The following is a 13,060-nucleotide window of genomic DNA, read 5'->3' on the forward strand; positions in this document are numbered from 1 at the left end:
CGGATGGCAGGGGGCAGCGTCAGGGTTGCAATCCCATGTCCCAGAAACCCACTTCGAGTCGCGTGGCGGTCTCGAACCGCGCAGCGAGCTGCGCAAAGCGCGGTACGGCGTCGAAGTCCGCGCCGAGTCGCCGCGCGAGCGCACCGTCGATCAACTCGCCCACGGCAACGCACAGGCCCTGGTAGTCCTCGCCGGCGTAGGTCTCGATCCAGTCACGGTAGGTGTCGGAACCGCGGCGTGCCGCCGTGTCCAGGCCGATCTCACCGTAGCCGAACACGCACGGTGCGAGCGCCGCGAGCAGGTCCAGCAGGTCGCCCGAGTACCCCGCTTCGAGCACGTAACGCGTGTAAGCGAGGTTCTCCGCGCGCTCCACCGTCTCGCCGAGCGCCGCTTCGCTGATGCCCGCCTCGCGGCAGATACCCACGTGCAGTTGCATTTCCTCGTTCACCAACGCGTTGACCGTGCCGGCGGCAGTCTTCATCTCGTCAAGCGTGTCGGACTTTGCCACCGCCAGCGCCCAGGCACGCGAGAAATGCAGCAGGAACACGTAGTCTTGCCGCAAGTAGTGCAGAAACGCGTCTCGAGGCAAGGTGCCGGCAGCGAGGCCGTCGACGAAGGCGTGCCGCGTGTACGCAGCCCAGCTCGCCGACGCCCCGCGCCAGGCCGCAAACGCGCGACCGTAGTCCGGGTCCGGTGTCACGGCAGCACCTCGATGGCGATGTCGGCAACCGGGTTCACCGCATCGATCAGCCCCGAATCCGCCAGCCACTGCTCGAAGCGCGCGTAGCGGCCGCTGTCGAGGCCGGCGGGCCGCAAGGCAAAGCGCGGCAGCGTGTCGACCCACGCACGCGCGTTCAATTCGTCCTGCAGCTCCTTGGCCGTGCCAGCGAATATCTCCCAGCTCGCCTCGGGGTTGTTGACGATGTACTGCGTCGCTTTCTCGGTCGCCAACAGAAAGCGGTACACCGCGTCGGTGTCCATGCGCTCGGGGTTGGCAACGTAGATCAGTTCGTCGTAGGCCGGCACACCCTCCTCCTCGATGTAGTAGCACCGCCCGGCAACGCCCTCGATGTCCATCTGGTTGAGCTCGAAATTGCGGTATGCGCCAATCACGGCGTCGACCTGTCCGGACATCAGGGCCGGTGACAACGAGAAGTTCACATTGACCATCTCGACATCCTCAAGCGCGACGCCGTGCTTGCCGAGCACGGCCTTGAGCACCGCTTCCTCAACGCCGGCCACGGAGAAGCCGATCTTCTTGCCCTTGAGGTCGGCGATCGACTGGATCGGCCCCTCTTCGAGGGTCAACAGGCAGTTCAGCGGTGTCGCGACCAAGGTACCAACCCGTTTGAGCGGCAAACCCTCGTGGATCTGCAAATGCAGCTGCGGTTGGTAGCTGATAGCGAGGTCGGCCTGGCCGGCGGCCACCAGTTTCGGCGGCGCAGACGGGTCGGCGGGCGCGACGATCTCGATGTCCAGTCCCTGCTCGGCGAAGTAGCCGAGCTCGTCGGCGACGATGACCGGGCCGTGGTCGGGGTTGACGAACCAGTCAAGCAACAAGGTCATCTTGTCGTTGGCGACCACGTGGGTGGCAAAGAGCGTTGCACACAAGGCAAGTGCGGCTTTCATGCGAGAGTCCTGTTCAGGTGTGTTCAGAGGCGGCCGCGAGCAAGGCACACTCGCCGCCGTGTCGAAGGTGGTGGTCGGTGGCGGCGCGCCAGGCGCGCACCCCGGATTGGCAGCAGAAGACCGTGCGCTGCCCGGGCGCGGCGGGTCCGAGGCCATGGAGTGCGTCGGGGGTCAGACGGTCCGCCCGCGCGTGCGCGGGCCGAGGCGCCTCGTGCGCGTCGCGCAGCTCGATGACACGGTCGTCCGCACCGACCTGTTCGGCGGCGATGAAGGCAAAGGCCGTCGCTGGCTCCTGCGCGTGGTCAAAGCGCAGCTGACTGGTGCGCAGCGTCGCGCCATCGAAACGGCACAGGCTGCCAAGGGGGCTGTCCAGCGCGTCGACGATCAACGCGATCGCCATGTGCGCCTGCAGACACCCGAGCACGCCAACCACCGGCCCGAGCACACCGGCGTCGTTGCAGTTGGCGAGCTGCGTGGGCACGTTCGGAAACACCGCGCGCACCGACGGCGCGCCGCCACAAAACGCCCCGACGTAGCCCGACACGCCGACCACCGACGCGCTCACGAGCGGTCGGCCTCGCCGTGCACAGAGGTCCGACAAGGTGTAGGTCACCGCGACGCTGTCGGCGCAATCGAGCACGACGTCGGCAGCGTCCACCCACGGCGCCGCCGTCACGGCGTTCGCGGCAGAGACCTCGGCCGCGACGTCGATGGCCGAGTTCAGCGCGCACAGCCGACGTGCGGCGGCCTGGGCCTTGGGCTTGCCCTCGTCCGCCTCGGTGTACAGGGTCTGACGGTGCAGGTTGTGGCGCGCAACGGTGTCCGGGTCGACCACCCGAATGTGGCCCACACCAGCACCGGCGAGGTACGGCAAGGCCGGTGAGCCGAGCCCACCCGCCCCGACGACCAGGACGCGCGCGCACGCGAGCTGCGCCTGCCCGCGCGCGCCGATTTCCGGTAACACGGTTTGGCGCGCGTAGCGGTCAACGCTGTCCGTCTCGGCCGTCATCCACCGGGCTCCTGCGTCGCCCGCAACCAGGCATCGACTCGGGCCTCGGGGTCCGGGTTGAGCGTGATATCGGTCACGGCACTGACGCTGTCTGCACCGTGCTCGAAGGCGCCCGCCACACGTTCAACGGTGAATCCGCCGATCGCCACCAGCGGCGTGCGGCCAACGGCCTCGCGCCAGGCGGCAAGCCGGGGCAGGCCCTGCTGTGTCCATTTCATCTTCTTGAGGATCGTCGGGTAGATCGGCCCGAGCGCGACATAGTCCGGCTCGAAGGCCAGCGCACGCGCCAGCTCGGCTTCGTCGTGGGTGCTCAGGCCGAGCTTGATACCGGCCGCGCGGAGTGCCGGCACGTCGGCGTCGTCGAGGTCCTCCTGGCCGAGGTGGACCCACCGGCAACCCAGCTCGATCGCAAGCGCCCAGTGGTCGTTGACGACCAGCGTTGCACCGTGCGCGTCGGCCAGCGCTTGCGCGCGACCGATCTCGTCCCGCAAGCGCGACTCGTCAGTGTCCTTGATGCGCAACTGCACGAAACGCACACCGCGCGGCAGCATGCGCGCAAGCCACGCGCTGCTGTCGAAGATCGGGTAGAAACGGTCGAGGCTCATGGCAGAAAGGCCTTGCCGATCACCGGCGTGGACGCGCTGCCGACATCCGACGCGTCGATCGGCGTCGCTTCGTACGCCGACCGCCCGGCCTCGACCGCGAGTGCAAACGCGCGCGCCATGGCAACCGGGTCACCGGCACGTGCCACCGCGGTGTTCAGCAACACGGCGTCGTAGCCGAGCTCCAGCGCGGCCGCCGCGTGCGACGGCACGCCGAGTCCGGCGTCGACCACCAGCGGTGTGTCGGGGAACTCGTGGCGCATGCGGCGCAGCCCGTGCCGGTTGTTCAGGCCACGGCCCGAGCCGATCGGCGCCCCCCAGGGCATCAGCACCTCACAACCGGCGGCCAGCAGCCGCTCGGCCACGATCAGGTCTTCGGTGCAGTACGGGAACACCTGAAAACCGTCGCGGCACAGCTCAGTGGCGGCCTCGACCAAGCCGAAAACGTCCGGCTGCAGCGTGTCGTTATGCCCGATCACCTCGAGCTTGACCCAGGGTGTGCCGAACACCTCTCGCGCCATGCGCGCCGTGGTCACCGCCTCGCGGGCGGTGTGGCAACCGGCGGTGTTCGGCAGCACGCGCACACCGAGCGCCCGGATCATCGACCAGAACGCCTGACCGTCGCCGCCCGCGCTCTCACGCCGCAGCGACACCGTCGCCACCCCGGCGCCACTCGCTTCGAAGGCGGCTTGCAGCACCGCCGGCGAGGGGTACTGCGCGGTGCCGAGCATCAGACGCGATTGGAGTGTCTCACCGTAAACCTGCATTTCAGCCTCCCTGCATGGGGGCCAGCACTTCGACCCGGTCGCCGTCGCGCAGTTGGCAGGTCGCGCGGTCGCCGGCCGCGACGAAGTCGCCGTTGACGGCCGTGGCGACCGCCACGTCGGTGTACCCGAGTTCGGCGAGGACCGATTCCAGCTGGCCGGCTGCAACCTCGCGCGCTTCGCCATTGACGTCAATGCGCATGCACCAGTTCTCCTTGCTCTCCGCTCAAGAGGTAGTCGGCCGCCTGCCGCGCGAGCGCGGGCGCCATGAGGTAACCGTGGCGAAACAGCCCGTTGCAGTAGACGGTGTCACCCCGGTGCACCACCCGCGGCACGTTGTCTGCGAACGCCGGTCGCGCGTCGACGCCGGTCTCGATGACCTCCGCTTCAGCAAAGGCCGGGTCGACGGTGTACGCCGCGCTGAGCAGTTCGAGCAGCGCCCGGGCCGAGATGTGGCCACGCCCGTCGCTCTCGACCATCGTGGCCCCGAGCATGTAGACCCCGTCGCCGCGCGGCACGATGTAGAGCGGCATGCGCGGGTGCAGCAGTCTGACCGGCCGGCTCAGCTCGACTTCGGGACAGCGCAGGACGAGCATCTCGCCGCGCACGCCGCGCAACCCGTCCAACGTGTCGCGTGCGGCGAGCCCCCGGCAATCGACGGCGAGCTCGGTCCGGATCGCCGGCGACTCGGTGTCGATGCGCGCCGAACGGGCGAGTGTCGCCAGCGCTGCCCGCGGGTCGAGGTGTGCTTCGGCTTCAAAATACAAGCCCGTTTGAAACCGCCCGCCGAGTTGCGGTTCGAGCGCGGTGATGGCATCGGCGTCGAGCAGCCGGTGCCCGCGTGTCAGTCGCGCGTAGCGGCGCAACTCGGTGTGGTCGCGTTCCGGCGCCACGACCAGGGTGCCTCGGCGCGTCACGCTCACACCGCGCGCCGCCCACCACTCGGCCGCTTCGGCGCCGAGGCGCTCGACCACCTCCGGCGCACTCTCACCCTCGCACCCCGGCGCCAGCATGCCGCCGGCCCACCAGGAACAGCCGTGCTCACCCGGCCCGCCCGCGGGGTCGATCACCCGTGCCGACACGCCACGCGCGCCCAACTCGGCCGCCAGACACAATCCGGCAACCCCGGCCCCGAGGATGGTCAGGTTCACGTCGACCACAGCGCGTGGAAATGGTGCACCGGGCCGTGTCCGCTGCCAATCGCGAGCGTGTCGGCGGCGCGTATCGCCGCCTGCAGGTATCGGTGAGACGCAGCCACCGCCGACGGCAGCGTGTGGCCGCGCGCGAGGTGCGCTGCGATGGCCGAAGAGAGCGTGCAGCCGGTGCCGTGGGTGTTGCGCGTACGCACGCGCTCGGCTTCGAAACGCTCGCTGCCGTCGCCGCCGACAAGCACGTCGGTGCAGACAGCGCCCTCGGCGTGCCCGCCCTTCATCAACACCGCGCCCGCACCGAGCGCACGCAGCGCATTGGCCTGCTCGGCCATCTCGTCGGGCGTGTGCGCGGGTTCGCCGTCCAGCAGCTGCGCCGCCTCGGGCAGGTTCGGTGTGACCACGTGCGCGAGCGGCAGCAGACGGGTGCGCAGGTGTGCCACCGCGTCACGCGCCAGCAAGGCATCGCCCGACTTGGCGACCATCACCGGGTCCAGCACGACGGGGCAGCGGACGTCGGCCAGCGCATCGGCAACGACGTCGATGATCGTCACCGACGACAGCATGCCGATCTTGATGGCGCCGACGTCGAGGTCGCTGCACACGGCGTCGATCTGTGCTGCGATCACGCCGGGCTCGATGTCCTGCACGGCGGTGACCGCGCGCGTGTTTTGCGCCGTCACTGCGGTGAGCACGCTCGCGCCGTAGACGCCAAGTGCGGAGAAGGTTTTGAGGTCGGCCTGGATACCGGCGCCGCCGCCGCTGTCGGAGCCGGCGATGGTCAAGGCGATCGCTGTCATGGTTGCGCCCGTGTGGGTTCGGGCACGCACTGCAGGGCGTTCGAGAGTCGAACGTTCGTTCCCTACGCCGGCATGGCCCGGATCAGGTTCAATGGGTTGGCGTACAGCGCCTCTCAGCCCGATTCGGGCACCCCAACGACGTGTGTGCCGCACAGACGCGACACCACCTCCTTTATACCACAGCCGACCCACCGGACGCCCGGGCTCTCATCCACGCCGCGCCACCCAGGCTGATCGTCGGGGCGGCTCAGTCGGTCAGCGGCTTGCTGAGGAACCAGCGGACGTGGTCGCTCGGGTGAGCCGCCGGCCCGTTTGCCAGCTCACCGAAGACCGCGTAGCCGCGCCGTTCGTAGAAGCGCCGCGCGTCGGGGTTGGAGGTGTCCAGCCAGGCCGCGTGGCAGCCGCGCGCGCGGGCTTCACATTCGGCGGCATCCATCAAGGCGCCACCGATGCCCCGGCCTCGCTGTGTGGCATCCACCCAGAGCGTCTTGATCAGCAACCAGCCGTAGGCTGTTGACCCGGTCAGCCCGGCCTGTACTGTGCTCGGGTTCGCTGGCGAGCGCACGACCAGGGTCAGGTCACTGTTGTGGCCCTGCGTCTGGCGGGCACGCAGCGCGGCCAGCAACGCGCGTTCCACTTGTGCGGCATCCTGCTGTGTGCCGAACTCAACCGGTGTGGGCATCCGTGGGTACCTTTCGCGATCCGGACAGGGCAGCATACGGGCGAACGCCGTGTGACCCGTACCCTTGGAGAGACGCATGCCCGACCAGCCCCTCTGGCAACTCGACGCCGTGGACGCCCTCGATGCAATGGCGACGGGCCGCACCACCGCGACCGACCTCGTCGCCTCGCACCTCGAACGCCTCGAGGCCGTGAACCCGCGGCTGAACGCCGTGGTAAACGTGCTGGCGGACGACGCCATGGCCTCCGCTGCCGAGGCCGACGCGGTGCGCGCCGCGGGGCGAAACCTCGGGCCGCTGCACGGGGTGCCGGTGACCGTGAAGGTCAACGTCGACCTCGACGGCCAGCCCAACAGCAATGGCCTGCCGGCGATGGCGGACAACATCGCCCCGGGCGATTCGCCGGTTGTCGCCAACCTCAAGCGGGCGGGCGCTGTCATCCTCGGGCAGACCAACACCCCGGAGTTCTCGATGCGCTGGGTCACGGACAACCCGCTGTACGGCGCCACGCAGAACCCCTGGGGGGCGCACCTGACGTGCGGCGGCTCGTCCGGAGGCGCCGGTGCTGCGACAGCAGCCGGCATCGGGTGCGTCAACCACGGCAACGACATTGGCGGGTCACTGCGTTGGCCGGCCCACTGCAACGGCGTGGCGACGATCAAACCGACACAGGGGCGGGTGCCCTCCTTCAGCCCCTCGTTCACCGCCGAACGCCCCGCGCTGGCCCAGTTGTTCTCGGCCCAGGGTCCGATCGCCCGCTCCACGCGCGACTGCCGGGTCGCGCTGGAGGCGATGTGCGCTGCCGATTGGCGCGACCCCAACCACGTACCGGCCCAGCTGCACTGGGCCGACGACGCCCAACCTTGCCGTGTGGCCGTGGCGGAGATTCCCGAGGACATGGAGGTCGATGCGGTCGTGCAGGACGCCATTGCGCGCGCAGTCGACAGCCTCACTGCTGCGGGCTATCGGCCTGAACCGGTCCGGTTGCCCGGCATGGACCGCCTCATGCCCGTGTGGTGCGACCTGGTACTGCACGAGCTGACGGTGATCACGGGCGACGCGATGCAGGCTGCGGCGAGCGCCGATTTCCGCACCGTCTGGGCGGGCTACCGCGCGCTGCACCCGGCGCCCGATCCGACGCGGGTGCTCGACGCGATGGCGGAGCGGCTGACGCTGATCCGCGACTGGCTCCGCGTGTTACAGGACTACCCGGTGATCCTGGCGCCGGTCAGCACCGCGCGCACGCCCGGCCCGCGCGGCGACCTCGACTACCGCGACGGCGCTGGCGCCTTTCTCGACCGCCAGCTCCGTTTCACCACCGGCCTGAACCTGCTGGGGCTGCCGGCAGCCGTGGCGCCCACCGGCGTGTTTGATGGCATGCCGCTCGGCGTCCAGTTGATCGGTGCACGCTACCGCGAGATGCGGTGCCTGCACGCGGCGGCAGCCGTCGAACGGGGCGCGGCACTCGACTGGCCCCGTCTGTGGGGCTCGGATGTCGCCGTGGCTGGGTCCTGAAAGGCCATATGCCAAGCCCGCCACGCTGATTTAGCCTCACACAAGGACGCCCAGTCGCGTTAAAATCAGCTGCTGACAGCGCGGCATTGCCACCGCGCCGCCCCCACATTCGGTCCTGCGAGCACCCCGAACCATGTCGACTTCCGCCTCCGACGCGCTTTCCGCCAACGCCATCCGCATGCTGTCCGCCGACGCCGTGCAGCGGGCCAACTCCGGCCACCCTGGCGCCCCGATGGGCATGGCCGACATGGCCGTTGCGCTCTGGCAGCGCCACTTGCAACACAACCCGGCCGACCCGAGCTGGCTCGACCGCGACCGCTTCGTGTTGTCCAACGGCCACGCGTCGATGCTGATCTACGCCCTGCTGCACCTTTCGGGCTACGACCTGCCGATGGCCGACATCGAACAGTTCCGCCAATTGCACAGCAAAACCCCCGGTCACCCCGAAGTGGACGTGACGCCCGGTGTGGAAACCACCACCGGTCCGCTTGGTCAGGGCATCGGCAACGCGGTCGGCATGGCACTCGCCGAGAAGCTGCTGGCGGACGAGTTCAACCGGCCGGGCCACGCGGTCGTGGATCACCACACCTACACCTTCCTGGGCGACGGCTGCCTGATGGAGGGCATCAGCCACGAGGTCTGCGCCCTCGCTGGCAGCCTGAAACTCGGCAAGCTCATCGTGCTCTGGGACGACAATGGCATTTCAATCGATGGCGAGGTGGGGCCCTGGTTCAGCGACGACACCCCCGCCCGCTTCCGCGCCTACGGCTGGCAGGTGATCGACGGGGTCGACGGCCACGACGTCGACGCAGTCGACGACGCCATCGCCAAGGCCAAAGCCCACGCAGGCGCGCCGACCCTGATCGCCTGCCGTACCCGCATCGGACAAGGCTCGCCCAACAAGGCCGGCACGGCCAAGGCACACGGCGCCCCGCTCGGAGACGACGAGATCGCGTTGACGCGCGAGGCACTCGGTTGGGACGCGGAGCCGTTCACGGTGCCGGAAGCGGCACGCGCCGCGTGGGACGCGCACGGCGCCGGCGCTGCACGCCAGGCGGAATGGCAAGCCCGGTTCGACGCCTACCGCGCAGTGCACCCGGCGCTCGCCGCCGAACTCGAGCGGCGCGTGGCCGGCGCACTGCCCGACGATTACGGTGACCGGTGCGCCGCCCTGCTCGAGGAGCTCACCGCCGACGACACCAAACACGCCACGCGCAAGGCCTCGCAACTCGCGATCACCGCATTGGCCGACTGGTTGCCCGAAATGCTTGGCGGATCGGCCGACCTCACCGGATCCAACCTCACCAACTGGCCCGACTGTGGCGCGGTGCGCGGTGGCCAACCGGGCGGGCGGCACATCAACTACGGCGTGCGCGAATTCGGCATGGCGGCGATCATGAGCGGCATCGCCCTGCACGGCGGTTACATCCCCTTCGGCGGCACCTTCCTGACCTTCTCGGACTACTCCCGCAACGCGCTGCGCATGGCCGCGTTGATGAAGCGCCGCACCATCCACGTGTTCACCCACGATTCGATCGGCCTCGGCGAGGACGGCCCGACACACCAGTCGGTCGAACACGCAGCCAGCTTGCGGCTGATTCCGAACCTCGACGTCTGGCGCCCCGGTGACCTCGTCGAGACCTTCGTGGCCTGGACCGAATCGCTCGCAGCCGACGACCGGCCGAGTGCGTTGTTGTTGTCTCGCCAGGGCATGCCCCCACAGGCTCGCAACGCCGAGACACGCGCCCGGATTGCCAAGGGCGGGTACGTGCTCGCCGACGCGGAGAACGCCCAAGCCATCCTGATCGGAACCGGGTCGGAGCTGCACCTCGCCATGGACGCGCGTGCCAGCCTCGAAGCTGAAGGCATCGCGGTACGGGTGGTGTCGATGCCCTGCCTGGACGCGTTCCAACGGCAGGACGCCGACTACCGCAACAGCGTGATCACACCGGGTGTACCGGTTGCGGCGATCGAGGCGGGTGTCGCCGACAGCTGGTTGCAGTTCGCACCGCGGGAGCGCGTGATCGGCATGTCCGGCTTTGGCGAATCGGCACCTGGGGGCGTGCTCTACGCCCACTTCGGTATCACCAGCGACGCGCTGGCAGACGCGGTTCGTCAGGCATTGGCATGAAGCAACCGGCCCTGATCGCGCCGTCCATCCTCGCTGCCAATTTCGCCGCGCTCGGGCGAGACGTGGACGACGCCATCGCGTCGGGCGCCGAGTGGGTGCACTTTGACGTGATGGACAACCACTACGTGCCCAATCTGAGTTTCGGGCCGGTGGTGTGCCAGGCGCTGCGGGACCACGGTGTGTCCGCGCCGATCGACGTGCACCTGATGGTCAAACCCGTGGACCGCATCGTGCCGGAATTTGCCGACGCCGGCGCAACCAGTATCACCTTTCACCCCGAGGCCAGCGAGCACATCGACCGCACGCTGCAACTCATCCGCGACGCCGGCTGCCAGGGTGGCCTGGTGTTCAACCCCGCCACCCCACTGGACTGCCTGCGGTACGTGTTGGACAAGGTCGATATCGTGTTGCTGATGTCGGTCAACCCCGGCTTCGGCGGCCAGTCGTTCATTCCCTCCACCCTGCAGAAACTGCGCGAGGCGCGGGCACTCATTGACGCAAGTGGCCGTGACATACGCTTGCAAGTCGATGGCGGTGTCAAACTCGACAACATCGCCGAGATCGCCGCCGCCGGCGCCGACACCTTCGTCGCCGGTTCGGCGTTTTTCGGCGCCGCGGAGGACAGCGACGCCAACCGCTTCGACACGGTGTGTCGCGCCCTGCTCGATCAGGCTCACTCGGCCGCTTGACACCCACGCCACGGGCTGTCGTCGCGGGCACACCGCGCGCCCAGCGGGTTGCGTGTCAGCCGGTGCGCTGCTTGAGCGCCGACACGCCCGACAGCGACTCGCCGTTCGATGCGGCCACCAGTTGATCCTTCACCAACAGCAGGCTGGCGCCAATCAGCATGAGCGCGCCGGCGAACACACCGGCGCTCGGCCACTCGCTGAAGATGAGCGCGCCAATGATCACCATCCAGGCAAACTGGGTGTTCACCATCAGGGAGATGAAATACGCCGGCACCAGCTTCACGGCCTCGATCAGCAACCAGCGTGACGCGAACATGAAGAATGCGTAGACGCAGACCCAGACCCCATCCCGTATCGGCATGACCTCGTAGACAAAGGGCAACGCAACCGCCATGGCTGCGCCGATGGCGAGATTGGGGTAGAAGATCAACAGCATCGGACGGTGCTCGCGGAGGCTGATGTACCGCGACAACACGATGGACAGGGTGCCGGCAAAGACCGCCACCAACGCGACGCAGTAGCCAACCAGTTTGCCGTCGATGGCACTCGGGTAGAGAAATCCGACACCCGCTGCGCCCCCGCACAAGGCCACCCACCCGCGCACACCCACGCGCTCACCCAGCACCGGCCCCGCCGCAACACCGGAGAGCAGCGGCGCCAGGCCGATGAACAGGAAAACCTCGGCAAAATCGAGCACACGGAACGCGTAGTAGTAGCCGACCACCGCGACACAGGCCAGCACGCTGCGCAGCGCCATGGCGCGCGGACACGCCGTGCGCCAGGTGAGGGATTCGCCGGTCATCACCGCGCCGGCAACGCAAAACACGCAGATCAACACCCCGGAGAAAACGAAGAGTTGCGGCGCCTCGTAGGCGTTGGCGAAGTGCTTGACGATGGCATCGGTCACCGCCGCAACCAGCGTGAACAACAAGGCCAACGCGACGCCCACCCACACCGCACCCACGCGGCTGAACCGGCGCGCCCTAGCCACGCTGCACCACCGACACGGCGCGGGCGAAGTGTTCGAAGAAGGCCGGAAACGCGTCGCAGCTTGCGCGCACGGCGTGCACGGCGGCGCGCGTGGGGTCCGAGAGTGCGAGGTCGGCGTCGGCCACACAGGCCTCCCAACTCGCGCTGCGTCGGTCACCCGAACGCCACAACGCCACCGACAGCTCGCGCAGTGGCGAAGGGGATGCTGCGTGCGCGGCGCGGGTGAAGACCACATCGCCCTCGCCGACCGCCGGCAACACCAGGTGGCCGGCGTCGAGCGACTGCGCCCAGCCCAGCGTGATCACCTCGTGGTAGCAGTCGCGCACGCCGCCGCCGTCGAGTGCAGGCTGCGCCGACAACCCGGCCTGGGCGCCGGCGATGACCTGCTGCCAGTAGAGCGGTGCCGAGACCCCGCAATACTGCAGCGCGACGACAGCCTCGGCGAGAAGGTCGTGGTCGCGGTCGAGCAACGCGACCATGCCGACGTTGAGCAGGCCGGGCACGACGTCCTCGAACCACGTCTCGGCGTGCTGGCCATACCGGCTGAGGTAGAACACGAGGTGGGTCAACTCGAACGCCGCCTTTCGATTCGGCACGGCAAAAAAGGCGGCGTTGCTGCCAAACTGGTGCAAGCGGTCCAGCAACGCCTGCTGAGGCCCGCGCCGGCCGTCGATGGCGTCGAGCAACCACAAGGCCTCGAGGCGCTGCAGGTCGGACAGTTCGCCCTCGATAAACTGCCGGTGCTTCGCGTAGCGTTGCAATTGCCCAGCGAGCCGCCCGGGTAATCCGAGCTGCTCCAGGTCGCGGCAGATGGATAATATGAACCGATAATATTGCGGAAAAAACTGCAACCGGGACGGCAGGTCGCCATACACGGTCGTGTAGGAGTCCAACGCGGCTTCTGCGACGGGTGTCCGTGTCGCGCACAACACGCGCAACAACTCCGCGTTTTCCTTCAACCAGTGCACGTCTTCGACAGAGCGTCGGCGCACGGCGACACACTGCAAGCACGCGGCCACGCTCTCGTCCGCGCTGCGCGCGGTCGCCTGCCCAACGGCGTATAACATGGGGTGATTCCGACTTACTACAGGCCTGACGCCGTC

The 13,060-nt window shown here is 68.6% G+C and carries 14 protein-coding genes and 1 riboswitch; of the genes, 3 read left to right on the forward strand and 11 right to left on the reverse strand.

From position 1 onward, the window contains the following. Positions 1–19: 19 nt before the first annotated feature. The 9 genes from AAGA11_16885 to AAGA11_16925 all read right to left on the reverse strand — a co-directional run bounded on the left by AAGA11_16885 (position 20) and on the right by AAGA11_16925 (position 6,634). Positions 20–700, reverse strand: coding sequence for a TenA family protein (locus AAGA11_16885; GenBank protein ID MEM9604544.1), 681 nt, complete (start codon positions 698–700; stop codon positions 20–22). Continuing rightward, a complete protein-coding gene (locus AAGA11_16890; protein ID MEM9604545.1) occupies positions 697–1,629 on the reverse strand; it encodes an ABC transporter substrate-binding protein in 933 nt (310 codons plus the stop codon). The genes AAGA11_16885 and AAGA11_16890 overlap by 4 nt, the downstream gene beginning before the upstream one ends. Positions 1,630–1,642: 13 nt before the next feature. Beyond that, on the reverse strand, positions 1,643–2,638 hold the full coding sequence (locus AAGA11_16895) for a HesA/MoeB/ThiF family protein (protein ID MEM9604546.1): 996 nt from the start codon (positions 2,636–2,638) through the stop codon (positions 1,643–1,645). Next, the gene (locus AAGA11_16900) at positions 2,635–3,243 is read right to left on the reverse strand and encodes a thiamine phosphate synthase (GenBank protein MEM9604547.1); all 609 of its coding nucleotides are present in this window, start codon (positions 3,241–3,243) and stop codon (positions 2,635–2,637) included. The genes AAGA11_16895 and AAGA11_16900 overlap by 4 nt, the downstream gene beginning before the upstream one ends. Then, the gene (locus tag AAGA11_16905; protein ID MEM9604548.1) at positions 3,240–4,007 is read right to left on the reverse strand and encodes a thiazole synthase; all 768 of its coding nucleotides are present in this window, start codon (positions 4,005–4,007) and stop codon (positions 3,240–3,242) included. Before AAGA11_16905 ends, AAGA11_16900 begins: the two co-directional genes overlap by 4 nt. A 1-nt stretch (position 4,008) precedes the next feature. Then, a complete protein-coding gene (gene thiS, locus AAGA11_16910; protein ID MEM9604549.1) occupies positions 4,009–4,206 on the reverse strand; it encodes a sulfur carrier protein ThiS in 198 nt (65 codons plus the stop codon). After that, the gene (locus AAGA11_16915; protein ID MEM9604550.1) at positions 4,196–5,155 is read right to left on the reverse strand and encodes an FAD-dependent oxidoreductase; all 960 of its coding nucleotides are present in this window, start codon (positions 5,153–5,155) and stop codon (positions 4,196–4,198) included. Before AAGA11_16915 ends, thiS begins: the two co-directional genes overlap by 11 nt. After that, positions 5,152–5,952 (reverse strand): bifunctional hydroxymethylpyrimidine kinase/phosphomethylpyrimidine kinase, encoded by an 801-nt coding sequence (gene thiD / locus AAGA11_16920; GenBank protein ID MEM9604551.1) that lies wholly within the window; start codon positions 5,950–5,952, stop codon positions 5,152–5,154. The genes AAGA11_16915 and thiD overlap by 4 nt, the downstream gene beginning before the upstream one ends. A gap of 42 nt (positions 5,953–5,994) precedes the next feature. Further along, a riboswitch (TPP riboswitch) is annotated at positions 5,995–6,097 on the reverse strand. A 102-nt stretch (positions 6,098–6,199) separates the two neighbouring features. After that, positions 6,200–6,634 carry a GNAT family N-acetyltransferase gene (locus AAGA11_16925; protein MEM9604552.1) on the reverse strand — a complete coding sequence of 145 codons (435 nt, stop codon included), beginning with the start codon at positions 6,632–6,634 and terminating at the stop codon, positions 6,200–6,202. A 76-nt stretch (positions 6,635–6,710) separates the two neighbouring features. Here AAGA11_16925 and AAGA11_16930 point away from each other — a divergent pair, with 76 nt between their 5' ends. The 3 genes from AAGA11_16930 to rpe all read left to right on the forward strand — a co-directional run bounded on the left by AAGA11_16930 (position 6,711) and on the right by rpe (position 10,967). Beyond that, positions 6,711–8,147, forward strand: a complete 1,437-nt coding sequence (locus AAGA11_16930) for an amidase (GenBank protein ID MEM9604553.1) — start codon at positions 6,711–6,713, stop codon at positions 8,145–8,147. Positions 8,148–8,280: 133 nt separating this feature from the next. Further along, positions 8,281–10,278, forward strand: coding sequence for a transketolase (gene tkt, locus AAGA11_16935; protein ID MEM9604554.1), 1,998 nt, complete (start codon positions 8,281–8,283; stop codon positions 10,276–10,278). After that, complete coding sequence (rpe, locus tag AAGA11_16940; protein MEM9604555.1) at positions 10,275–10,967, forward strand: ribulose-phosphate 3-epimerase; 693 nt, start codon at positions 10,275–10,277, stop codon at positions 10,965–10,967. The genes tkt and rpe overlap by 4 nt, the downstream gene beginning before the upstream one ends. Positions 10,968–11,022: 55 nt before the next feature. Here the strand turns inward: rpe and AAGA11_16945 are convergent, their stop codons facing one another. After that, positions 11,023–11,958: a DMT family transporter gene (locus AAGA11_16945; protein MEM9604556.1), complete on the reverse strand. Its 936-nt coding sequence runs from the start codon at positions 11,956–11,958 to the stop codon at positions 11,023–11,025. Beyond that, on the reverse strand, positions 11,951–13,024 hold the full coding sequence (locus tag AAGA11_16950; GenBank protein ID MEM9604557.1) for a hypothetical protein: 1,074 nt from the start codon (positions 13,022–13,024) through the stop codon (positions 11,951–11,953). Before AAGA11_16950 ends, AAGA11_16945 begins: the two co-directional genes overlap by 8 nt. Positions 13,025–13,060 lie beyond the last annotated feature (36 nt).

It is taken from the genome of Pseudomonadota bacterium, assembly GCA_039196715.1.
GTDB lineage: Bacteria > Pseudomonadota > Gammaproteobacteria > CALCKW01 > CALCKW01 > CALCKW01.

Excerpts from the sequence above, each read along its gene's own strand:
- thiD (MEM9604551.1), bottom strand. The coding sequence starts at position 5,952 with ATGACAGCGATCGCCTTGACCATCGCCGGCTCCGACAGCGGCGGCGGC.
- AAGA11_16950 (MEM9604557.1), bottom strand. The coding sequence starts at position 13,024 with ATGTTATACGCCGTTGGGCAGGCGACCGCGCGCAGCGCGGACGAGAGC.
- tkt (MEM9604554.1), top strand. The coding sequence starts at position 8,281 with ATGTCGACTTCCGCCTCCGACGCGCTTTCCGCCAACGCCATCCGCATG.
- AAGA11_16925 (MEM9604552.1), bottom strand. The coding sequence starts at position 6,634 with ATGCCCACACCGGTTGAGTTCGGCACACAGCAGGATGCCGCACAAGTG.
- AAGA11_16900 (MEM9604547.1), bottom strand. The coding sequence starts at position 3,243 with ATGAGCCTCGACCGTTTCTACCCGATCTTCGACAGCAGCGCGTGGCTT.
- thiS (MEM9604549.1), bottom strand. The coding sequence starts at position 4,206 with ATGCGCATTGACGTCAATGGCGAAGCGCGCGAGGTTGCAGCCGGCCAG.
- AAGA11_16890 (MEM9604545.1), bottom strand. The coding sequence starts at position 1,629 with ATGAAAGCCGCACTTGCCTTGTGTGCAACGCTCTTTGCCACCCACGTG.
- AAGA11_16930 (MEM9604553.1), top strand. The coding sequence starts at position 6,711 with ATGCCCGACCAGCCCCTCTGGCAACTCGACGCCGTGGACGCCCTCGAT.
- rpe (MEM9604555.1), top strand. The coding sequence starts at position 10,275 with ATGAAGCAACCGGCCCTGATCGCGCCGTCCATCCTCGCTGCCAATTTC.
- AAGA11_16905 (MEM9604548.1), bottom strand. The coding sequence starts at position 4,007 with ATGCAGGTTTACGGTGAGACACTCCAATCGCGTCTGATGCTCGGCACC.
- AAGA11_16895 (MEM9604546.1), bottom strand. The coding sequence starts at position 2,638 with ATGACGGCCGAGACGGACAGCGTTGACCGCTACGCGCGCCAAACCGTG.